The following is a 21250-nucleotide window of genomic DNA, read 5'->3' as shown; positions in this document are numbered from 1 at the left end:
CTTGACGGAAATGGGAGCTATCCGAACGGGATGTCGCTTGTCGCGTTGCAACGTTTGACCCACGTCAAGCCGGTGGCTGGTTGCGGCATGGCAAGATGATGGTGGTGACGGGGATGACGCATCCTTATCGAGCAAGGACCCCTGGGAACTTCCATGAGATTGCCGGCGATGCAGGGGCTGACCGCGTCCGAAGCACAGGCCCGGCTGAAGGCCGACGGCTTCAACGAGCTGCCGCGCACGGGCCGGCGGACGATCCTGCGCCTCATCGTCGAGGTGCTGCGCGAGCCCATGCTGCTGTTGCTGCTGGCCGGCGGCCTGATCTATTTCGTTCTGGGTGATCTTGCCGAGGCGTTGCTGCTTCTTGCCTTCGCATCGATCTCGATCGTCATCACCATCGTGCAGGAGGCCCGCACCGAGCGTGTGCTCGACTCGCTACGCGATCTGACCAGCCCGCGCGCACTGGTCATCCGGGGCGGCGAGCGCATCCGGATTCCCGGTCGTGAGGTCGTTCGCGGTGACCTGATCGTACTCTCAGAGGGGGATCGCGTGGCCGCCGACGCCACGGTCGTTCAAACCATCGATCTCCTGCTGGATGAATCGCTGCTGACGGGGGAATCGGTTCCAGTCAGAAAACAGGCCTTGCCGTCACCCGAAACATCGATAGCGCCGCACGCCGGCGGCGATGACCAGCCATTCGTGTTCTCCGGCACGCTTGTGGTTCGCGGCAGCGGGGTGGCCGAAGTGACGTCGACCGGCGTCCTGAGCGAGATCGGCAAGATCGGGCAATCGCTGCATTCGCTGGCGACAGAAGCGCCCCGCTTGCAACAACAGACGACGCGGCTGGTGGCGACATTCGCCGTCGCCAGCGCCTTCGTGATCGGGTTGACCGTTCTCCTGTATGGGCTTTACCGCGGCGGCTGGCTGGAGGGCGTACTGGCCGGCATCGCGCTCGGCATGTCGATGCTCCCGGAGGAATTCCCTGTTGTCCTGACGGTGTTCCTCGCCATGGGCGCCTGGCGCATCTCCCAGGCGCGCGTGTTGACGCGGCGCGCCTCGGCCATTGAATCGCTGGGCGCCGCGACCGTGCTCTGCACCGACAAGACCGGCACGCTGACGGAAAACCGCATGACCGTTGCGCGCCTGGTGCTGCCTGACGGCACGCAACACACGCCTGATACCGCGGTCCGCGCGGCGCCCGCGTTCCACCGGTTGATCGAGACCGGCGTGCTGGCCTGTGTCCGGGAGCCGTTCGATCCGATGGAGAAGGCGTTGCATGCGCTGGCCGCTGACGCCGGCGCGGGCCGGCGGCTCGTGCAGAGCTATGGCTTGCGTCCCGATCTGCTCGCCATGTCGAACGTGTGGTGCGGCGATGACTGCATTGTCGCGGCGAAGGGCGCGCCCGAGACGATCGGCATGCTTTGCGGAATGAGTGCGGAAGAATTGGCTGAATTGCGCTCGCGCATCGACGCGCTGGCGCGGGAAGGGCTCCGTGTGCTCGGCGTGGCGCGGGCGAGCTGGACGGAGACCGATCTTCCCGAGACGCAACACGGCTTCCCTTTTCGCTTTTGCGGCTTGATCGGCTTTGCCGATCCGTTGCGGTTGCAAGTCAAGGACGCCATGGCCGAATGCCGCTCCGCAGGCATCCACGTGGTCATGATCACAGGCGATTATCCCGCAACCGCGTCGGCAATCGCGATGCGGGCCGGCCTCGATCCCGAACGTGTCGTGACTGGAGCGGATGTCGAAGCCATGGGCGATGCCGAACTCGCCGGCGCGGCGCGGGGACGGGCCGTCTTCGCGCGAATAGCACCGGCCCAGAAGCTGCGCATCGTCAATGCGCTCAAGGACGCCGGCGAGATCGTCGCCATGACGGGCGACGGCGTCAATGACGCCCCCTCGCTGAAGGCTGCCCATATCGGCATCGCCATGGGCGGTCGTGGCACCGACGTGGCGCGCGAGGCGTCATCGATCGTTCTGCTCGACGACGATTTCGGCTCGATCGTGAAGGCGATCCGGCTCGGCCGCCGGATCTACGACAATCTGCGCAAGGCGATGAGCTTCATTCTCGCGGTCCACGTTCCGATCGCAGGACTTGCGCTGTTGCCGCTGCTCACGGGGATGCCGCTGCTGTTCGGCCCCGTTCACATCGCGTTTCTCGAGATGATCATCGATCCCGTCTGCTCTTTGGTCTTCGAAGCCGAGACCGAGGAGAGCGACGTGATGCGGCGGCCGCCGCGTTCGCCTGACGAGCCGCTCTTGCCAAGGTCGCTGCTGATCTGGTCGGCCTTGCAGGGCGGCCTGGCTCTGGCCCTCACCGGCGGCGTGATGGTGACGGCAAACCGCTACGGCATGCCGGCGAGCGAGGTCCGTGCGCTGACGTTCTTTTCGCTGGTGCTGGTGATCGTCAGCCTGATCTTCGTCAACCGCTCGTTCTCGACTTCGCTGGTCGAAGCGTTCACCCGGCCGAACCGCACGCTCGTCGTCATCGTCACCTTCGTGACGTCGGTGCTTGCCCTGAGCCTGGTGTGGCCGGCCGCGGCCGACCTGTTCCGCTTTGGTCCCCTGCATGCGGATGATCTCGCCGTCACGGCCGCGGTCGCGCTCGTCTGCCTCGTGTTGCTGGAACTATCGAAATATCCATTGCGTCGCCGCGTGCCGACTTCAGGGGCGGGCACGCTTATGCCTTCTCGTCCAGGGCGCGGCGGAGTCGCCGGATGATGACGCCGCGGGCGCGGTCGTCGGCGGCTGCTGCCAGCCTGTCGTTGATGTCGAGCGTGAGCTCCGACATCTCGTTGTGCCAGTCGAGGCGGGTCACGGCCTCGGGCGCGAGCCGCCGGCGGTGATCGACGTCGATCACGCGCGGTTCGGGGGCGGCGAGTTCATAGATGTCGTCCAGCATCGGCTGGTAGACCTTCGCCGCCGGAATGATGCGTTCGGCGACGCGCTCGGCCAGGCCCGCGATGGCGCTTTCCTCGCCGTGGACCAGGAACAGCCCGCGGGAAATGGGGCGGCGTGCCGCTATCCAGCCAGCCATGCCGGGGCCGTCGGCATGACCCGAATATTCATCGATCATGCGGATGCGGGCCGCGACCCGGATTTCCTCGCCCTGGATACGAACGGCCTTCGCGCCGTTCTGCAGGAAGCGGCCGAGCGTGCCGCTGGCCTGGAAGCCGGCGAGCAGCACGGTCGCGCGTTCGTTCCAGAGCCACCGCTTCAGATGATGGCGGATGCGTCCGGCATCGCACATGCCGCTTGCCGCGATGATGATGTGAAATCCGCTGAGCCGCATGATCGCCTTGCTCTCGTCGGCGGTTTCGGTGAATTTGAGATGTGGCGAGTTGAGCAGGCGGTCGGCGTCGACGCTCGGGTCGAGGCTCGCGGCGTGCCGGCGGAAGACTTCGGTGGCCCGGATCGCCAGCGGAGAATCGAGGAAGATCGGCGCGGTCGGAATCTCGCCGTGCTCCATCAGGTCGACGAGGTCGACGATCAGCTCCTGGGTGCGTTCGACCGCGAAGGCGGGGATCAGCAGTGCGCCTCCACCCGCCGCCGCCTCGCGCACCTCGGCGGCGAGATGCTGCCGGCGGAGCGCAGGTGTCGTGGCAGCTCGCACGCGGTCGCCATAGGTGGATTCCGAGATGACATAGTCGAGGTCAACAGGCGCTTCGGGATCGGGCTGCAGCAGCTTGGCCTCCGGCCCGACATCACCGGAGAGCAGCACGCGAAGCGGGCGTGGCGAGCCCTGCTCGGCGATTTCGAGCTCGATCGAGGCGGAGCCGAGCAAATGGCCGGCGTTCCAGTAGCGTGCGCGGACCCCCGGGATCACACTGGTCCAGTGTTCATAATCGACCGCGCGAAACGATTGCAGCGATGCGACCGCGTCGGCCTGTGTGTAGATCGGCTCGACTTCCCTGCGGCCGCGAGCCTTGTTGCGCCGGTTCAGCTGCGCGACTTCGGACTCCTGGATGTTGCCGGCGTCCGGCAGCATATAGGAGCAGAGGTCGATCGTGCCGCGCGTCGCCAGGATCTGCCCCGCAAAGCCTTCGCGCACGAGCTTCGGCAGCAGGCCGCTGTGGTCGATATGGGCGTGCGTGAGCAGGACTGTCCGGATGTCGGCGGGACGAAACGGGAAGACGCCGTAATTGAGCTCCTTGAGCGTCTTCTGTCCCTGGAACAGGCCGCAATCGACCAGAAAGCCGCCGGCGGCGGTCTGGAACAGATAGCTGGAGCCGGTGACGGTGCGGGCAGCCCCGCAGAAGCGAATAGTGATGCTCATCTCGTCGTCTCCCGCGAACGTGTCGTGCCGAGTTCGGACCGCAGGGCGGCGGCGAGAATCTCGTCGAGCGCGATCGCATTGGTCGGATGCGGCACGCTGTCGGTCGAACGGATCGACCGGATGCCGGCGTCGGTGAATGCGGTGGCCATCGCGGCCGGAAACAGCGCGTGCGTCACGACCGCATCGACGGCCGTTGTGCCCATCGCACGCAGCGCACGCGCTGCGACCATCAATGTCGTTCCCGAGGAAACGATGTCGTCGACCATCAGCGCCGGTCGTCCTGCGAGCAGCGTCGGATCGGCAAAATCGATCTCGACGGAGCGATCGCCATGCCGCCTCTTGCGGGCCACCGTGTGCTGCAGCCGCAGCCGGCTCGCCAGATCGCTCACCCAGGGCTCGGACTCGGCGTCGGGACCGATCACGACCGTCGCCGGATCGATGCCATCGGCGGCGAGGGCATCCGCGATCGCCGGCATCGTGGACAGGTTCTCCGCCTCGATGTCCGGAAATACGGACCTGATGTCGGACGTGCGATGCAAGTGAGCGTCCACGGTGACGACGCGGTCGACCAGCGTTGCGAGCAGGCGGCCCATGGCGCGCTGGCTGATGGCCTCGCCCGGATGAAACGCGATGTCCTGCCGCATGTAGCAGAGGTAGGGCGCGACCAGCACCAGCCGCCTGGCGCCATCGCGCCGCAGCGCCTCCGCGGCGAACAGCAGGGCGATGAGCTTGTCATTGGGCTGATCGAGCGGGGCAAAAAGGATGGTGGTGTCTGCTGCCGGCGCGACCGTGACGCGTAGCTCGCCGTCCGGAAAGCGGTGCAGGGCGATTTCGCCGCAGCCAAGCCCAGACCCCGAGTCAAGCCGCGCCGCAAGCCGTTTTGCCGCGCCGGTGCCGGAGGGCAGCGCTTGAAGCGCGATCGCGCTCACGACGGCGTCCTGCTCTGGAGAGGCTCATGACCGTTGAGGACGTAACCGGTCTCCTGCCGGGCGGCCGAGGCGGCCAGATCATGCTCGGGTCCGTCGAAGGTGTAGACGCGATAGAGCGGCTCGCCCTGTTCGACACGGTCGCCGATCTTCTTGAACAGGCGGATGCCGGCTCCCTTGTCGAGCGGCGCACCCGCGGTGCGGGCGAGACGGTTCAGGCGCAGGCAGTCGATCGCGGACACCACGCCGTCATGTGCCGCCTTGACGTCGAAGCTGATGGGTCCGAGCTCGGCGCTGCATTTCGACGGGCCCTGGGCGTCGATGATCTTCTGCATCTGCTTCAGCGCGGCGCCGTTCTCCAGCAGTTCGCGCGCACGTGCATAGCCGGCGCCGCCACGCAGCTTCGGATCGTATTCCAGCAGATGGGCGGCGAGGCGCAGCGATTTCTCGCGCAGATCGTGCGGCGCATCCACCTCGTTGCCGAGCACCGCCATCACGTCATTGGCTTCGAGCACCGGGCCGATGCCGTTGCCGATCGGCTGGCGGCCGTCGGTCGTGATCACCTCGACCGAGCGGCCGAACCGGTCGCCGACGAATTCGAACAGCTTTCGCAGCCGCATTGCGTCGATGGCGCTGGTGACTTTCGCGGTTGGCCCGACCGGAATGTCGATCAGCAGATGCGTCGATCCCGCCGCGATCTTCTTGGACATGATGGAGGCGACCATCTGTTCGCGGGTGTCGAGGCTGAGCGGCCGCTCGACCGAGATCAGCACATCGTCGGCCGGCGACAGGTTCACGTGCCCGCCCCAGATCAGGCATCCGTTGCAGGAGGAGACGATCGACTTCATCTCCTCGACGCCGACATTCACCCGCGCCAGCACCTCCATGGTGTCGGCCGTTCCGGCCGGCGAGGTGATGGCGCGCGAGGAGGTCTTCGGAATCGGCAGGCCGTGGGCCGCGACGATCGGCACCACCACCATCGAGGTGCGGTTGCCGGGAATGCCGCCGATGCAATGCTTGTCGACCACGATCGGGTCGGGCCACACCAGCTGCGTGCCAACCTGGGCCATGGCGCCGGTGAGGGCCAGCAGTTCGTCACTCGTGATGAAGCTTGCCGAACCGATCAGAAAGGCGGCGATCTCCATGTCGGAATAGCGAAAATGGGCGAGGTCGTTGATGATCGCGCCGATTTCCGCCTGATCCAGCGTTCGACCGCGGATCTTGGCGCGCACCGCCTCGAGGCTCTCCGGCGGCGCGGCCGGCGCCACCGTGACCAAGGTGCCGACCGGCTTGCCGAAGCGGTGGAACGCAGGCTCGGAAAGACCGATTTCGTCCTGGGCTGCCAATGCGTCGTCATCGGTGATCAGCAGCGTCGCGAGCAGCGTCTTGTCGTCCAGCCGAAGCTCGACGCGGCTGAAGCCGCGAAAGATATCGGCACGCAGCGCCTTTGACCGCCTGGAAATGACGACGACGTTTTCGCGGCCCGTATCGAGATGGACACGGCGTATCTTGAGCGGGAAGGGTGACAGATCAGGATTCATGGACGGACCGCAAAGCTGGGTCCGTCATGCTTAGCTGCCGCTGTCTCGGCGGGCTTGACTCAGATCATGGTCCGCAAGATCGGCTGCCGATTGCGAGCCTACTTCGTGGCCGCGCTGATCGAGTTGAATTTGTTGCTCAGGAGGACGCTGCCGGTGTTGGTCACGATGGTGACGATGGCGAGCGCGATGCCGGCGGCGATCAGGCCATACTCGATCGCGGTGGCGGCACTTTCATCGGCAAGAAAAGACCTGAGCACAATCATCGCCAACTCCTGTTCATCCGGTCCAATGTAGCCGCGCGTCGTTATCAAACTGGTAAAGCGATCGAAGAGGCGCTGTTCGCGCGTCAAATTCGCGGGTCCGGCCGACCAGCCTGCCGTGTCTTAACGCGGCAGCCGTTAAACGAAGGTTTCATTATCCGCTGCAAATGAGCGGAAGCGGCCAGCCTCAATTGCTGGTGGTGTGTCCCGGCGCGCCCTTGCGCGGACGTCCCAGCGCTGCCGCGAGGCGTCCGAACAGATCGCGCATGACAAGCGACCGCGCCCGCAGCACCGTGTCGGCGATGCGCTCGTCCTCGGCCTCACTCACGATGCCGATGTAGTTCTTCCTGGCGTCCTGTTGCGGCACGGAGGTGCGAACCCTGGCTCAATCGATGGAACCATGGTGCGCGCAAAGGCAATCAGCGGTTAATTTTCCGTCCCGTAGGAATACCCGGTGCGGCAAGTTGGCATCGTCGTGCCAAAAAAGATCCGGCCGCTTAAGGGTTCGTTGAGGCTGTTCGTCAACCGGTCGGCAAGCATGCCGATCATGGCCTCAATCGCGCCGACCGTTCCCATTCAACGCGCGCAACATGCCGATGCGGGCGAACAGCAGCCAGCCGCCGCCGCTCTCCGCCGCGTTGATCAGCATCTCGATTGCGGTCTGCCAGCGCGGCTCCTGCTGCTCCTCCTCAGGCAGCCGCATGATGAAGTCAGCGGCCTCCTGCAGCGTGCGCAGGCTGCGTCCGCCGCGCAAGCCGATCGGATCGGCGAACGGCGTCGACCAGGGCATGTCAGTCCGCTCGATCGGAAAGGGAAGACGTCACGGCGCGGCCGGCGGTGTGATGCGGTCAGCCGGCCTTCTTGGTCCGTGCCGTCGTCGCGCGCACCGGCTTGTCGGCCTTCTTCGGCGCGGCTTCCTTCGCTGCGGCCTCCTTGCCGCCCTTGCCCGAGATCGGCAGCAGCATCTCGCGCTGACCCTCGACCCGCTTCTTCGGCTTCTTGGCCTTTGCGGTTTCCTTGGCAGTCTCCTTGGCAGCCCTCGCCGCGGGCGCCGCGTCCTTCTCGTTTGCGAGGCTCTTCTTCAGCGCGTCCATCAGGTTGATCACGTTGCCGCCGCTCTTCGGCGTGGCCTTGGCCGCGATCGGCGTGCCGGCGCGCTTCTTGTTGATGAGATCGATCAGCGCGGTCTCGTAGTGATCCTCGAACAGCTCGGGCTCGAACGCGCCGGACTTCTTCTCGACGATATGCTTGGCGAGGTCGAGCATATCCTTCGTCAGCTTCACGTCCTGGATGTCGTCGAAATATTCCTTTTCGCTGCGCACTTCGTAGGGGTAGCGCAGCAGCGTGCCCATAAGTCCGCTCTCGAGCGGCTCCAGCGCAATGATGTGCTCGCGGTTGGTCAGCACCACGCGGCCGATCGCCACCTTGTCCATGCTGCGGATGGTCTCGCGGATCACCGCATAGGCGTCGTGGCCGACCTTGCCGTCGGGCACGAGATAATAGGGGCGTATCAGGTAGCGATTGTCGATGTCGGCTTTCGGCACGAACTCGTCGATTTCGATCGTATGGGTCGAATCCAGCGCGATGTCGTCGAGCTCGTCCTTGGTGACCTCGATATAGGTGTCGGTATCGACCTTGTAGCCCTTGACGATGTCCTCGGAGGTCACCTCGTCGCCGGTCTCGGCGTCGACCTTCAGATATTTGATCCGGTGGCCGGTCTTGCGATTGATCTGGTTGAACGAGACCTTCTCGGTATCCGACGTGGCCGGATACAGCGCAACCGGGCAGGTCACGAGCGAGAGACGCAGAAAACCCTTCCAATTGGCGCGGGGGGCCATGGGCTACTCCAAACGCAACAGGGACAGACCTATAAGGATACCATCGGGGAACACCGAATCATACAGAGGTTCGGTCGGAATCTTGCAACTGCGTTAACCAGTCGCTCACCCCGGCGGTTCGGACCGATCCAGTCCTAAATGCCGGAACATCAAATCGGATCGGGCGTTGGCTCGGGATAGAGGGCCGTAAGGAGGTCGCGGCCATCGCAAACGGCATCCAGGATTGAGGTCACCATGGCAACCACGCGCGAGGACCGTCAGATCGTCGAAACAGCGACCGAGGCACGCCAGGGCGAACCTGGGCCGTCGGTGGCCGCGCTGCTCGCCATTTCGACCGGGCTTGCGGTCCTGATCCTCGCCGTTGTCTGGTTCGTGTTTTTCCGGACCTGATGGCGAGGTCGATGGCAAATTGACAGGAAGGGCGGACCTTCCGAATAGCCGCAAGATGCGGCACATTGCGCCCGTCATGCCGCCGGCCTGACGGGCGCAGTCGCATTGACTGAGGCCCTCGGTATATGACCAAAAAGTAACGCGGCCGGTTCCCGGCGTTCATATTCAGTTCACGCCGGAATTGCTCATCTGGTGCGGTGTTGATGCGGCCTATTTCTGGAGAGAAGCGTGCGCCTGCTTGTTGTTGAGGACGACCCTGATCTCAATCGCCAGCTCACCAAGGCGCTGACGGACGCCGGCTACGTCGTCGATCGCGCCTTCGACGGAGAGGAGGGGCACTATCTCGGCGACAACGAACCGTACGACGCCGTGGTGCTCGATATCGGCCTGCCCAAGAAGGACGGCATCTCGGTGCTGGAGGCCTGGCGCCGCAACGGCCGCACCATGCCGGTTTTGATCCTCACCGCTCGCGATCGCTGGAGCGACAAGGTACAGGGCTTCGATGCCGGCGCCGATGATTACGTGCCAAAGCCGTTCCACCTCGAGGAGGTGCTGGCGCGCATCCGCGCGCTGCTGCGCCGCTCCACCGGCCATGCCCAGAGCGAGCTCTCTTGCGGACCCGTCACGCTCGACACCCGCACTGGCCGGGTCAGCGTGTCCGGCAATCCCGTGAAGATGACCTCGCACGAATATCGGCTTCTGGCCTACCTCATGCACCATTCGGGGCGCGTGGTGTCGCGTACGGAGCTGGTCGAGCACCTCTACGACCAGGATTTCGACCGCGACTCCAACACGATTGAGGTCTTTGTCGGCCGCATCCGCAAGAAGCTCGACGTCGACATCATCCAGACCGTCCGTGGCCTCGGCTATCTCCTGACCCCGCCGCCGGCCCCCGGCGCCTGAGCAGTGCAGGCTTGACGGGCGGCCCGAGGCGGGCCTTGGTCCTGATATGACCGCCGACGCTATGCCACCACCTCGCGCCACCGGGATCATCCCGATGCCCGCCAGCTCGCTTGCGAACCGCCTGTTCCTGTCGGCGACCGCCTGGCTCGTGGTGATCCTGGCCATCACGGGCGTGGTGCTGTCGTCGGTCTACAAGAACGCGACCGAGCGGGCCTTCGACCGCCGTCTCAACCTTTATCTGCGCACCCTCATTGCCGAGGTCGCCACCCCCGACGAGCCGCCGGACCGCCAGTTCCAGTCGCTCGGCGAGCCCCTGTTCGAGCTGCCGCTGTCCGGCTGGTACTGGCAGATCACGCGCACCGACACCGAGAAGCCGGAGCTGCGCTCCTCGCGCTCGCTGTGGGACAAGAAGCTGCCGAAGCTGGAAGATCTGGGCGTCGAGCTCACGGCCGCCGGCATTCGCCTGGCCTATGTCGACGGGCCGGAGGGGCAGAACCTGCGCATGGTCGAGCGTCCGGTCGATCTCGGCGCCGACGGCAAATACCTCGTCAGCGTCGCCGGCGATTCCACCGAGATCTTCGATGAGACCCGCAGCTTCGACTATTACCTCGGCGGCACCTTCACCGCGCTTGGCATCGTGCTGCTGCTGACCACCGTATTCCAGGTCCGCTTCGGTCTCGCACCGCTCAAGCGTATCTCGGAAGCCATCGCCGACATTCGTTCCGGCAGGGCCGAGCGGCTCGAGGGCGAATTTCCGGTCGAGATTGCGCCGCTGGCGCGCGAGACCAACGCGCTGATCGACGCCAACAGGGAGATCGTCGAGCGGGCGCGCACCCATGTCGGCAATCTCGCCCATGCGATCAAGACGCCGCTGTCCGTGATCGTCAACGAGGCCGGAACGCACGCGGCCGATCCGTTCGCGGCCAAGGTGATGGAGCAGGCGGACGTCATGCGTAGCCAGCTCGCGCATCATCTGGAGCGCGCCCGCATCGCGGCGAGGGTCTCGATCGTCGGCACCGTGACGGAGGTCGCCCCCGCCATCGAGGCGCTGCGGCGGACCATGGAGAAGATCTATCGCGGCCGCGGCGTCGCGGTCGAGGCCAAGGCCGAACCGTCGGCGAAATTCCGGGGCGAGCGCCAGGACCTGGAGGAGATGGTCGGAAATCTCGTCGACAACGCCTGCAAATGGGCGGCCTCGCGGGTCTTCATCGAGGTCTTGGTCGAGCCACCCGCTCACGCGGGCGCCGGGCCCCGGCTACGGGTGATCGTCGATGATGACGGGCGCGGCCTCTCGGAGGCCGAGCGCGCCCAGGTCTCCCGGCGCGGCCAGCGGCTCGACGAATCGAAGCCGGGCTCAGGGCTCGGGCTCTCGATCGTGACCGACCTTGCCGCGCTCTACGGCGGCAGCCTCTCGCTGGGCAGCGCCCCGATCGGGGGCCTGCGGGCCGAGCTGGTGCTGCCGGGAATTTAATCCTCTGATCTGGCTCGATTATTTGGGCTTCCGGTGCAAACCGGATGGTTTCGGAACCACTTCCTCAACGGCTTCTTAAGGCGCGCCCGCCTATGATCAGGGGCGGACGCATCCCACGTCTGCCATTTTACCGTGCATCACCCGGGCGCATGAGCCAGACATCGATCGAGCGGCTGAGGGAATATCTCGCACAGCTCCCGCCGCAGGCGCAGGCGCTGCTGATGCGGGAGTTCGAACGCGCACTCGAGCGCGGCCAGGACACGGCTGTCGCGACCCTCGTGCTCGAGCAGTTGCGCAAGATCGTGCGCAAGACCGAAGCCGACGAAGCTGCGCCGCCGCGTACCGATGATCTGTCACGGCTGCTGTTCCAGGTGCTGGAACCGTTCCTGGTGGAGGCCGGAGCCCCGATCCGGGTCGGCCAGATCCGCCGCTCCTCGCTGCATCCGATCTGGCAATGGCTTGGCCGCGACGGTGCCCCCGGCAAGATCAGCGAATTCGAGGTGGCGCTGGCGCGCATGCCGGCGACAGACAATTCGGGGCAGGTCGAGGCGCTGGCGCTCAAGCTTCAGGCCGTAGCCGCGGACGCCATCTTCGAGCTGACGGGACCGGGCGGCGGCGACAAGTCGCGTGCGCTTGCCCGGGTCGGTCCGCCCAGCGTGATCGAGGACCTCTATTCGATCGGTGCAGTGCTCGCCGTTCGCGAGGCCCTCGGCACGCTCAATGAAAAGCTGCCGCGCTTCCTGCGCCAGTTCGGCGATCCCCAGATCGCCTCGGTGACCGCGGCGCTCAACATTCCCGTGCTGCAGACGCCGCAAATGCTGCCCTTTGCATTGTCCGTGGTGGTCCAGCGCATGACCGCGCCCTGGCAGATCATTCGTCTCGCCATCAAGATCGCCGCGTCCGACGACGAGATTCGCGTCGCGGCGACCCCGTATGGCGTCGCCGTCACGATGGCGCTGCACGATCTGTCTCGCGTTGCCGCCAATCTGCGCATGGACATCAAGCGCGGCCAATTCGAGACCGTCGCCGACAATCTGAAAGCGCTGCATGATGGCGTGCGCGGCCTGCGCACCGAACTCGACCTGCGCAACGATTCGGCCTGGGGCAAGCAACTGACTGCAATCCGGGCCGACATCTCCAATGCCCTGCAATCGGAAATCGACAGCGTTCCCGGCCGGGTTCGCCGTATCCTGCGCCAGCGCCCCGAAAAGGACATTCCGCCCGGGGCACGGATCGACACCACCGACGTCGAGGAAACCGTGGCGCTGATCGACTTCGTCGCGACCTGCCGCAACTATGCCAGCGAACTCGCCATCAACGAGGTGACGCTGCGCACCTATTCCGACCTCCAGCAATATGTCGAACGCTCGACCGAGCAGGCGGTGCAGTCGCTGCGCGGCGCAGATCACAAGGTCCGCGCCTACCGGCAGCAGCAGGTGCAGGCCGCAATCCGCTTCTGCCAGGTGCTGTTCGGCGACGATTACGCCTCCCTGATGAGCCGCGCCGCGGAGAACGCCGCGACAGGCGAGCGCAAATCGACGCGCGCAAGCTGATTCAAGCGCATCTCTTCGCAATCACAATTTGTGGTTGACGGTGTGGCTTGTGAGCCCTACGCTCGCCGTGCAGGTTTTTGGAATTCTATTTGTCGGCGCATGAAACCCATTATCAGCTCGATCGAAATTGAGAACCGCGTCATTGTTGCCAAATATCGGAGGCTGATGGTCGGCGCGAAGATGGTGCTGGTCGAAAAGGCGAGCGGTCGGCAACTGGCTGAGACGGTCACCCGAGTTGCATCGCCTGTTCCGGTCGGAGCCTTGCGGATCAGACTGCCTGAGGCCATCGAGCCGGGAACATACTTCCTGAGGGCCTTCAACGGGCACGGCGAGGACGCTGCTCGGAGCGCGGACTTCGAGATCGGCTAAGCCGTTGGATCTTCACTATTTCGGGACGGTGTGGGCTCGCGCTGAATTGACAATTGTCAATTGCCGCATCATCCGGCCGTGGTGTAAAGCCACGTACGGGCGCGGTTCGCGCGCTGCCGGAAGCTTGCCTGATGACGCTATGGTTCGTGTTCGCGCTGATGACGGTCGCGGCGATATTCGCCGTGCTCTGGCCGCTCGGCCGTGGCGGGCGTCCCGACAATCAAGGCAGTGAGGTCGCGGTCTACAAGGACCAGCTGGCCGAGATCGAGCGCGACCTTGCCGCCGGACTGATCGCGGCGCCGGAAGCCGAGGCGGCGCGAATCGAAATCAGCCGCAGGCTGCTCGCCGCTGCTGGCAGCGAGCCAATGCCCGCGCCGGATTCCAGCCTGAAATGGCGCCGTGCGGCATCCGTTCTCGCGCTTGTCGGCCTGCCCTTGGTGGCGGTCGCGATCTACGTCCCGCTCGGCTCGCCTGCGCTTCGTGATTTCCCGCTGGCGCAGCGACAGCGCGGCGCGGGGCCCGGCATGGCACAGTCGCTCGAGAACCTGGTCGCGCAGGTTCAGCAGCACCTGGAGAAGAATCCGACCGACGGCCGCGGCTGGAACGTGCTTGCGCCGGTGCTGGAGCGGCTCGGCCGTTTCGACGAGGCGGTGCGCGCCTATCGCAATTCGATCACCTACAATGGCGAAAGCCCGGAGCGCCGCGCCGATCTCGGTGAGGCGATCACGGCCGCTGCAGGCGGCGTGGTGACGGCGGAGGCCAAGGCCGAGTTCGAGCGCGCACATGCGCTGAGCGCTGACGATCCCAAGGCGAACTATTTCCTGGGGCTCGCCGCCGAGCAGGACGGCCGCAAGGAGGACGCGGCCAATATCTGGCGCGCGCTGCTGGCGAAGGCGCCGGCGGATGCGCCGTGGCGGCCGCTGGTGCAGACCTCGCTCGCGCGCCTTGCCGGTAGTGACGTGACGATGCCGGCGCTGTCCGACGAGACCATCGCGGCCTCCAAGGAGATGAACGACGGCGATCGCAACGCGATGATCCGCGGCATGGTCGAACGTCTTGCCACGCGTCTCAAGCAGAACGGCGACGACGTCGAGGGCTGGCTGCGCCTGGTTCGCGCTTATCTTGTGATGGGTGATCGCGACAGGGCGCTTGGTGCCACGACCGATGCCCGCCAGGCGGTCGCCAGGGATGCCGAGCGGCTGCGCCAGCTCAATGAAGGCCTCAAGAATCTCGGGCTCGACGGATGATCGTCGCCGCGAAAGACGAGCGGAGAACGGATACGCCATGACGCGCAAGCAGCGACGTATGACCATCATCGGCGGCTCGCTCGCCGTGCTCGCGCTCGCGGCCGCGCTGGTGCTCAACGCACTTCGCGACTCCATCGTGTTCTTCTCGACCCCGACCATGGTGGCCGAGAAACATGTCGCCCCCGGCAAGCGATTTCGCCTCGGCGGACTGGTGCAGCCCGGTTCGCTCCAGCGCGGCGACAATCTCGCCGTGACGTTTGAGGTCGCCGACGGCGGCGCCAAACTGCCCGTCGCCTACAAGGGCATCCTGCCGGATCTGTTCCGCGAAGGGCAGGGCGTCGTCGCCGAGGGCGCGCTCGATGCCAGCGGCGTGTTCAAGGCCGACACCGTGCTCGCCAAGCACGACGAGACTTACATGCCCAAGGACGTCGCCGATGCCCTGAAGAAGCAGGGCCATTGGAAGGACGATTACGCTGGAAAGCCCGCGGCGGCGACGGCGCAGGGCAATTCGCAGGGAGCGGTGCGGTGATCGCGGAAGCCGGACATTACGCGCTGGTGCTGGCGCTCGCGCTGGCGCTGATCCAGTCCTTCGTGCCTGTCATCGGCGCGCGCCTGCGCGATCCCGCGCTGATGAACGTGGCGCGCTCCACCGCGCTGGCGCAGCTGCTGTTCGTCGGCGCCTCGTTCATCGCGCTGGTGACGTTGCACGTGAACTCGGATTTCTCCGTCGCCAACGTCTACGAGAATTCCCACTCCATGAAGCCGCTGATCTACAAGATCACCGGCGTGTGGGGAAACCATGAAGGCTCGATGCTGCTGTGGGTGTCGATCCTCGCGCTGTTCGGCGGACTGGTCGCGGCCTTCGGCAACAATCTGCCGCTGTCGCTGCGTGCGCATGTGCTGGCCGTCCAGGCCTGGATCGCCAGCGCCTTCTATCTCTTCATCCTGATCACCTCGAACCCGTTCCTGCGCATCGCCAATCCGCCGATCGAGGGGCGCGACCTCAATCCGGTGCTCCAGGATATCGGTCTCGCCGTGCATCCGCCGATGCTCTATCTCGGCTATGTCGGCTTCTCGATCTCGTTCTCCTTCGCCATCGCGGCGCTGCTGGAGGGGCGGATCGACGCGGCCTGGGCGCGCTGGGTGCGGCCATGGACGCTGGTGGCCTGGATCTTCCTGACGCTCGGCATCGCGATGGGCTCCTACTGGGCCTATTACGAGCTCGGCTGGGGCGGCTGGTGGTTCTGGGACCCGGTCGAGAACGCCTCGCTGATGCCGTGGCTCGCAGGCACTGCGCTCTTGCATTCGGCGCTGGTGATGGAGAAGCGCAACGCGCTGAAGGTCTGGACCATTCTTCTGTCGATCCTGACCTTCTCGCTGTCGCTGCTCGGTACCTTCCTGGTGCGGTCGGGCGTCATCACCTCCGTGCATGCCTTCGCCAACGATCCGACCCGCGGGGTCTTCATCCTGCTGATCCTCTGCCTGTTCATCGGCGGCAGCCTGTCGCTGTTCGCGGGCCGCGCGAGCTCGCTGAAGCAGGGGGGCCTGTTCGCGCCGATCTCGCGCGAGGGCGCGCTGGTCCTGAATAATCTGCTGCTGACGGTGGCCTGCGCGGTCGTGCTGTTCGGAACGCTGTATCCGCTGGCGATGGAAGTGCTCGCGGACTTCAAGATGTCGGTGGGCGCACCGTTCTACAATCTGACCTTCGTGCCGCTGTTCGCGCTGCTGCTGCTTGCGGTGCCGTTCGGACCGATGCTGGCCTGGAAGCGCGGCGACCTGCTCGGTGTCACCCAGCGGCTGCTGGCCGCCGGGGCCGCCGGCCTTGTCGTGGTCGCGATCGTCTGGGCCTGGACGCGCGGCGGCAGCGCGCTGGCGCCGCTCGCGATTGGACTTGGGGTCTTCGTCATCGCCGGCGCCGTGACCGATATGGCTGAGCGAACCGGTCTGTTTCGCCTGCCGTTTGCGACGACGCTACACCGTGCCCGCGGCCTGCCGCGCTCGGCCTGGGGCACCGCGTTTGCGCATGCCGGTCTTGGCGTCGCGCTGATCGGGATCGTCTGCGAGACCACCTGGAACAGCGAATATATCGCGACGATGAAGCCGAACGACGTCGCAAAGGTCGCCGGTTATGAGTTGAAGCTCGACGGCCTGCTCGAGCGCCAGGGGCCGAACTATCGCGAGATGGTCGCCCAGTTCAACGTTAGCAGCGGCGGCGAAGCGCTCAGCCTCATGACGCCCTCGAAGCGCAGCTTCACGACGCGCGGCTCCTCGACCACCGAGGCCGCGCTTTTGACCCGCGGCGCGAGCCAGCTCTACATCTCGCTCGGTGACGTCACCACTGAGGGCGCCATCGCGGTCCGTATCTATCACAAGCCGTTCGTGCTGCTGATCTGGTGGGGCCCGGTGCTGATGGCGTTCGGCGGCATGCTGTCGCTGTCCGACCGGCGCTTGCGCGTCGGCGCGCCGAAGCCGGCGCGGGCCAAGCAGCGCCTGCAACCGGCGGAGTGATCGATGCGTCGGATGATGTCCGCGATCGTAGCGCTGATGCTGCTGGCCGCGCCTGCGGTGCATGCCGTGCAACCCGACGAGATCATGTCGGATCCCGTCAAGGAGGCGCGTGCGCGCGAATTGTCGCGCGAGCTGCGCTGCATGGTCTGCCAGAACCAGTCGATCGACGATTCCGATGCGCCGCTCGCGCGCGACTTGCGACTGCTCGTGCGGGAGCGGATCGCGGCCGGCGACAGCAATTCGCAGGTGCTCGATTTCCTGGTCGCGCGCTACGGCGAGTTCGTGCTGCTGAGGCCGCGTTTCGAACGGCAGACCATGCTGCTCTGGCTGCTCGCGCCGCTGCTGCTCGCCGGGGGCGGCTTTGCACTGTGGCGGCAGAACCGCCGTCGTGCGCGGGAAGGTGCAGATGTACCGACGCCGCCGCTGACACCGGACGAGGAGGCGAAGCTCGCCGCGTTGATGTCCGAGGACGCAAAGTCCTCTTGAGCCTACGCAGTGATACGTAAGGTCGCGGGCGGAGCGCGTTTCATGCTCTGTTGACCTTTGTCTGGAAGCTTGTCGTAAGATTCGATTCCAGAATTTGAGTGCTCAAGCGATGTTCACAAACAGCAATCTGACGATCCGCTTTCTGGTCGGCGCCGTCGTCGCTGCATTATTGTTCCTGCTGGGCATCGGCGGCGGCACCGGATTCGTCGCGGTGCTCTATCTCAACAACGAGATCACCAGCCTGTCGTCTGACTTTGCCGCGCTGAGCGGCCCTGCGCGCGACCACGCGATGCAGATCTACCAGCAGGCCCAGACCGCGTTCTCCTGGTTCCTGGTCGCCTGTGCTGTGATCGCGGTTGTTGCGATCGCGATCTGCCTCGTCACCTGGTTCGCCGTGCGCAACGGCATCCTCAGTCCATTGGCGGCGATCGTGCACGCCATGCGTGAGGTCGCCGACCAGAAATTCGAGACACCGGTTCCGGGCCTCGGCGGCACCAACGAGATCGGCCTGCTCGCCGGCGCGCTGGAGGTGTTCAAGACCAACGGGATCGAGCGGCGGCGCCTGACCGAGCAGCAGCTGCATGAAGCCCGGCACCAGGCCGAGCGGTCGAAATTCCTGGACGCACGGATCAAGCGCTTCAACGAACTCGTCGCCAGCGTCGTCGACAGCGTGGCATCGTCGGCAGTGCACCTGAAACGCAACGCAGCGGCACTGTCGCATACCGCCAACGACACCAGCACCAAGGCCAACGCGGTCGCGAGCGCCGCGAGCCAGGCCAGCGCCAGCGTGCAGACGGTGGCGGGCTCGGCGGAGGAGATGACAAACTCGATCGGCACGATCAGCCGTCGCGTCACGGATGCGACCCAGCGCGCCGAAGGCGCCGCAACCCAGGCCGAGAAGAGCCGCGACACCATCCATACGCTATCGGATGCCGCCGACAAGATCGGCGAGGTCGTCCAGCTGGTGCAGGCGATCGCATCGCAGACCAACCTGCTCGCGCTCAATGCCACGATCGAGGCGGCGCGGGCAGGCGAGGCCGGCAAGGGCTTTGCCGTGGTGGCCTCTGAAGTGAAGAGCCTTGCGCACCAAACCAGCAAGGCGACCGAGGAGATCACCTCGCACGTCGCCAGCATCCAGGGCATCACCGCGGAGACGCGCGGGGCGATCGACGCCATCTCGAAGACGCTGTCGGAGATCTCGTCGATCATGTCCGGGATCGAGGTGGATACAGCCCAGCAGCGCAACGCCACGCAGGACATCAGCCGCAGCGTCCAGGACGCCGCGCGCGGTACGCTCGACGTCTCCAACCACATCGTCCAGATCACCTCGACGTCGGCGGAGACCGGCCGAATGGCGGCTGAGGCCCGGGATTCCGCCGTCGACCTGTCGCAGCAGGCAGAAACCCTGAAGCGCGAAGTCGATGAATTCATCGCCAGCGTCCGGGCCAGCTGAAGGCGCCTGGCGCCGGTTGCCGGAACCGCGTTAAGTTCCTGTAAGGTCACGATTTTCCGGCTGCGCTAAACTGCCGCACGCCGGCACCGTCTTTATTACAAAAGTTTAACCTGCCAGCCAGCGCGCGGTAAGGCGCAAGTCCCCATGTTCAGGTCCGTAAAGGTGCCGCTATCAGGCACCGCATGGATTTCAAGGCGCTGGAGACCTCTGCATGACCGACCGTTCCGATCTCACCAACCTTCCGTCCTACCGGCAGCCCCGCCGCTCGGTATTATCAGCCCGCAGGATCGCGCTGATGGCCTCGGTGGTCGCCGGTCTCGGCATCGCCGTCCACGGCTTCAGTCCGTCGACGTCGCCCGCGGACCTGTTCTCGAGCCCGGCCCACGCGCAGGTCAACAACGAGGTCAAGAAGGTTGAACGTCCGATCGGTTTCGCCGACATCGTCGAGCGCGTGAAGCCCTCGGTGATCTCGGTCAAGGTCAACATCAAGGAGAAAACTGCGAGCAACGACGACGGCGATGATAACGCCTCGCCGTTCCAGCCGGGTTCGCCTATGGAGCGCTTCTTCCGCCGCTTCGGCGGTCCGGATGGCGTCCCCGGTCTGAAGGGCGGTGGTCGTGGCCGCGTCGTGCAGGGCCAGGGATCCGGCTTCTTCATTTCGGCTGACGGTTATGCCGTGACCAACAACCACGTGGTCGACGGCGCCGACAAGGTCGAGGTCACCACCGACGACGGCAAGACCTACAGCGCCAAGGTGATCGGCACCGACCAGCGTACCGATCTGGCTCTGATCAAGGTCGAGGGCGGCTCGAACTTCCCGTTCGCCAAGCTCGCGGACAGCAAGCCGCGGATCGGCGACTGGGTGCTCGCGGTCGGCAACCCCTTCGGCCTCGGCGGCACCGTCACCGCGGGCATCGTCTCGGCCAGCGGCCGCGACATCGGCAACGGCCCCTATGACGATTTCATTCAGATCGACGCGCCCGTGAACAAGGGCAATTCCGGCGGTCCGGCGTTCGACACCAACGGCGAGGTGATGGGTGTCAACACCGCGATCTATTCGCCTTCCGGCGGCAGCGTCGGCATCGCGTTCTCGATCCCCGCCGCGACGGTGAAGAGCGTCGTCGCCCAGCTGAAGGACAAGGGCTCGGTCAGCCGCGGCTGGATCGGCGTACAGATCCAGCCCGTGACCTCTGATATCGCCGACAGCCTCGGCATGAAGAAGGCCGAAGGCGCGCTGGTGGCGGAGCCGCAGAAGGATGGTCCGGCCGCGAAGGCCGGCATCGAATCCGGTGACGTGATCACGTCGGTCAACGGCGAAGCCGTCAAGGATGCGCGCGAGCTCGCCCGCACCATCGGCGGCATGGCGCCCGGCGCGTCCGTGAAGCTCAACGTGCTGCACAAGGGCCAGGACAAGGTCGTGAACCTCACCCTCGGCCAGCTGCCGAACACGGTCGAGGCCAAGGCCGACATCGATAACGACAGCGGCAAGGGCGCCAGCAAGGGCACCGACGTGCCGAAGCTCGGCATGACCGTTGCGCCCGCCAACTCCGTGGCCGGCGCCGGCAAGGACGGCGTCGTGGTCACCGAAGTCGATCCGAAGAGCGCCGCGGCCGAACGCGGCTTCAAGGAAGGCGACGTGATCCTCGAAGTCGGCGGCAAGAGCGTGAGCACCGCCGGCGACGTCCGCGACGCCATCAACACGGCGCGGACCGACAACAAGAACAGCGTCCTGATGCGCGTGAAGAGCGGCGGCCAGTCGCGCTTCGTCGCGGTGCCCATCGCCAAGGGCTGACAAGGGCTGAGCCTCAGGAGGCTTACGACATGAAGGGTGTCGCCGGCATCAGTCGCCCCCGCCGCCGGCGCTCTTCGGGGAAGCAGCGTAATTTTCGCTTCCCAGCCTACCTTCCGGTGGAATACGCCCCCCTCCGTCGGAAGGCATAGGGCGGTGAGGTCCCCCCAGCTTCACCGCCCGCCCTTTTTGCCCACCCAAGTTCTCGACCAAGTCTCGCCCGCTCGGCTTGCATGCGATTGC

19 protein-coding genes are annotated in these 21250 nt (G+C 65.6%); 12 read left to right on the top strand and 7 right to left on the bottom strand.

The genetic code is table 11. The features are described 5' to 3' along the window. Positions 1-153 precede the first annotated feature (153 nt). The gene (locus tag XH98_RS19720) at positions 154-2718 is read left to right on the top strand and encodes a cation-translocating P-type ATPase (protein ID WP_271619624.1); all 2565 of its coding nucleotides are present in this window, start codon (positions 154-156) and stop codon (positions 2716-2718) included. On the opposite strand, the gene XH98_RS19715 is transcribed toward XH98_RS19720, so the two are convergent. From XH98_RS19715 to ku, 7 genes are all read right to left on the bottom strand, one after another. Next, positions 2678-4273, bottom strand: coding sequence for an MBL fold metallo-hydrolase RNA specificity domain-containing protein (locus XH98_RS19715; protein WP_271619623.1), 1596 nt, complete (start codon positions 4271-4273; stop codon positions 2678-2680). The genes XH98_RS19720 and XH98_RS19715 overlap by 41 nt on opposite strands. Next, positions 4270-5202 (bottom strand): ribose-phosphate pyrophosphokinase, encoded by a 933-nt coding sequence (locus tag XH98_RS19710; protein WP_271619622.1) that lies wholly within the window; start codon positions 5200-5202, stop codon positions 4270-4272. The genes XH98_RS19715 and XH98_RS19710 overlap by 4 nt, the downstream gene beginning before the upstream one ends. Continuing rightward, the gene (locus tag XH98_RS19705) at positions 5199-6740 is read right to left on the bottom strand and encodes a thymidine phosphorylase family protein (RefSeq protein ID WP_271619621.1); all 1542 of its coding nucleotides are present in this window, start codon (positions 6738-6740) and stop codon (positions 5199-5201) included. Before XH98_RS19705 ends, XH98_RS19710 begins: the two co-directional genes overlap by 4 nt. 98 nt (positions 6741-6838) lie before the next feature. Then, the gene (locus XH98_RS19700; RefSeq protein WP_057753070.1) at positions 6839-7003 is read right to left on the bottom strand and encodes a Flp family type IVb pilin; all 165 of its coding nucleotides are present in this window, start codon (positions 7001-7003) and stop codon (positions 6839-6841) included. A 184-nt stretch (positions 7004-7187) separates the two neighbouring features. After that, positions 7188-7367 (bottom strand): hypothetical protein, encoded by a 180-nt coding sequence (locus XH98_RS19695; RefSeq protein ID WP_271602240.1) that lies wholly within the window; start codon positions 7365-7367, stop codon positions 7188-7190. Positions 7368-7553: 186 nt separating this feature from the next. Beyond that, positions 7554-7790, bottom strand: a complete 237-nt coding sequence (locus tag XH98_RS19690) for a hypothetical protein (protein ID WP_220003847.1) — start codon at positions 7788-7790, stop codon at positions 7554-7556. Between the two features lie 58 nt (positions 7791-7848). Further along, positions 7849-8838, bottom strand: a complete 990-nt coding sequence (gene ku / locus XH98_RS19685; RefSeq protein WP_271602239.1) for a non-homologous end joining protein Ku — start codon at positions 8836-8838, stop codon at positions 7849-7851. A gap of 234 nt (positions 8839-9072) precedes the next feature. On the opposite strand from ku, the gene XH98_RS19680 reads away from it, so the two are divergent. The 11 genes from XH98_RS19680 (at position 9073) to XH98_RS19630 (ending at position 21010) form a co-directional block, all read left to right on the top strand. Continuing rightward, positions 9073-9228 (top strand): hypothetical protein, encoded by a 156-nt coding sequence (locus XH98_RS19680; RefSeq protein WP_271602238.1) that lies wholly within the window; start codon positions 9073-9075, stop codon positions 9226-9228. 228 nt (positions 9229-9456) lie between these two features. Further along, positions 9457-10131, top strand: a complete 675-nt coding sequence (locus XH98_RS19675; RefSeq protein ID WP_014496705.1) for a response regulator transcription factor — start codon at positions 9457-9459, stop codon at positions 10129-10131. 94 nt (positions 10132-10225) lie between these two features. Then, a complete protein-coding gene (locus tag XH98_RS19670) occupies positions 10226-11602 on the top strand; it encodes a sensor histidine kinase (RefSeq protein ID WP_271602237.1) in 1377 nt (458 codons plus the stop codon). 149 nt (positions 11603-11751) lie between these two features. Next, positions 11752-13155, top strand: a complete 1404-nt coding sequence (locus tag XH98_RS19665) for a hypothetical protein (protein WP_271602236.1) — start codon at positions 11752-11754, stop codon at positions 13153-13155. Positions 13156-13320: 165 nt separating this feature from the next. Further along, positions 13321-13524 (top strand): hypothetical protein, encoded by a 204-nt coding sequence (locus XH98_RS19660; RefSeq protein WP_442868610.1) that lies wholly within the window; start codon positions 13321-13323, stop codon positions 13522-13524. 131 nt (positions 13525-13655) lie between these two features. Beyond that, positions 13656-14771 (top strand): c-type cytochrome biogenesis protein CcmI, encoded by a 1116-nt coding sequence (gene ccmI, locus XH98_RS19655; protein WP_271602234.1) that lies wholly within the window; start codon positions 13656-13658, stop codon positions 14769-14771. Between the two features lie 37 nt (positions 14772-14808). After that, positions 14809-15300, top strand: coding sequence for a cytochrome c maturation protein CcmE (ccmE, locus tag XH98_RS19650; RefSeq protein WP_057753077.1), 492 nt, complete (start codon positions 14809-14811; stop codon positions 15298-15300). Further along, positions 15297-17279, top strand: coding sequence for a heme lyase CcmF/NrfE family subunit (locus XH98_RS19645; protein ID WP_271602233.1), 1983 nt, complete (start codon positions 15297-15299; stop codon positions 17277-17279). The genes ccmE and XH98_RS19645 overlap by 4 nt, the downstream gene beginning before the upstream one ends. A gap of 3 nt (positions 17280-17282) precedes the next feature. Continuing rightward, on the top strand, positions 17283-17765 hold the full coding sequence (locus XH98_RS19640) for a cytochrome c-type biogenesis protein (RefSeq protein ID WP_271602232.1): 483 nt from the start codon (positions 17283-17285) through the stop codon (positions 17763-17765). Between the two features lie 109 nt (positions 17766-17874). Next, complete coding sequence (locus XH98_RS19635) at positions 17875-19218, top strand: methyl-accepting chemotaxis protein (RefSeq protein ID WP_271619620.1); 1344 nt, start codon at positions 17875-17877, stop codon at positions 19216-19218. Positions 19219-19429: 211 nt separating this feature from the next. Continuing rightward, positions 19430-21010 (top strand): Do family serine endopeptidase, encoded by a 1581-nt coding sequence (locus tag XH98_RS19630; protein WP_271619619.1) that lies wholly within the window; start codon positions 19430-19432, stop codon positions 21008-21010. Positions 21011-21250: the final 240 nt, after the last annotated feature.

This window comes from Bradyrhizobium sp. CCBAU 51745 (genome assembly GCF_028128715.1).
In the GTDB taxonomy this organism is placed as follows: domain Bacteria; phylum Pseudomonadota; class Alphaproteobacteria; order Rhizobiales; family Xanthobacteraceae; genus Bradyrhizobium; species Bradyrhizobium manausense.
The sequence above is the reverse complement of the archived record's forward strand: the minus strand, read 5'-3'. Positions and strand labels throughout refer to the sequence as shown.

Excerpts from the sequence above, each read along its gene's own strand:
- XH98_RS19715 (WP_271619623.1), bottom strand. The coding sequence starts at position 4,273 with ATGAGCATCACTATTCGCTTCTGCGGGGCTGCCCGCACCGTCACCGGC.
- XH98_RS19680 (WP_271602238.1), top strand. The coding sequence starts at position 9,073 with ATGGCAACCACGCGCGAGGACCGTCAGATCGTCGAAACAGCGACCGAG.
- XH98_RS19640 (WP_271602232.1), top strand. The coding sequence starts at position 17,283 with ATGCGTCGGATGATGTCCGCGATCGTAGCGCTGATGCTGCTGGCCGCG.
- XH98_RS19635 (WP_271619620.1), top strand. The coding sequence starts at position 17,875 with ATGTTCACAAACAGCAATCTGACGATCCGCTTTCTGGTCGGCGCCGTC.
- XH98_RS19720 (WP_271619624.1), top strand. The coding sequence starts at position 154 with ATGAGATTGCCGGCGATGCAGGGGCTGACCGCGTCCGAAGCACAGGCC.
- ccmE (WP_057753077.1), top strand. The coding sequence starts at position 14,809 with ATGACGCGCAAGCAGCGACGTATGACCATCATCGGCGGCTCGCTCGCC.
- XH98_RS19705 (WP_271619621.1), bottom strand. The coding sequence starts at position 6,740 with ATGAATCCTGATCTGTCACCCTTCCCGCTCAAGATACGCCGTGTCCAT.
- XH98_RS19670 (WP_271602237.1), top strand. The coding sequence starts at position 10,226 with ATGCCCGCCAGCTCGCTTGCGAACCGCCTGTTCCTGTCGGCGACCGCC.
- ku (WP_271602239.1), bottom strand. The coding sequence starts at position 8,838 with ATGGCCCCCCGCGCCAATTGGAAGGGTTTTCTGCGTCTCTCGCTCGTG.
- XH98_RS19700 (WP_057753070.1), bottom strand. The coding sequence starts at position 7,003 with ATGATTGTGCTCAGGTCTTTTCTTGCCGATGAAAGTGCCGCCACCGCG.
- XH98_RS19630 (WP_271619619.1), top strand. The coding sequence starts at position 19,430 with ATGACCGACCGTTCCGATCTCACCAACCTTCCGTCCTACCGGCAGCCC.
- XH98_RS19660 (WP_442868610.1), top strand. The coding sequence starts at position 13,321 with ATGGTCGGCGCGAAGATGGTGCTGGTCGAAAAGGCGAGCGGTCGGCAA.
- XH98_RS19665 (WP_271602236.1), top strand. The coding sequence starts at position 11,752 with ATGAGCCAGACATCGATCGAGCGGCTGAGGGAATATCTCGCACAGCTC.
- ccmI (WP_271602234.1), top strand. The coding sequence starts at position 13,656 with ATGACGCTATGGTTCGTGTTCGCGCTGATGACGGTCGCGGCGATATTC.
- XH98_RS19690 (WP_220003847.1), bottom strand. The coding sequence starts at position 7,790 with ATGCCCTGGTCGACGCCGTTCGCCGATCCGATCGGCTTGCGCGGCGGA.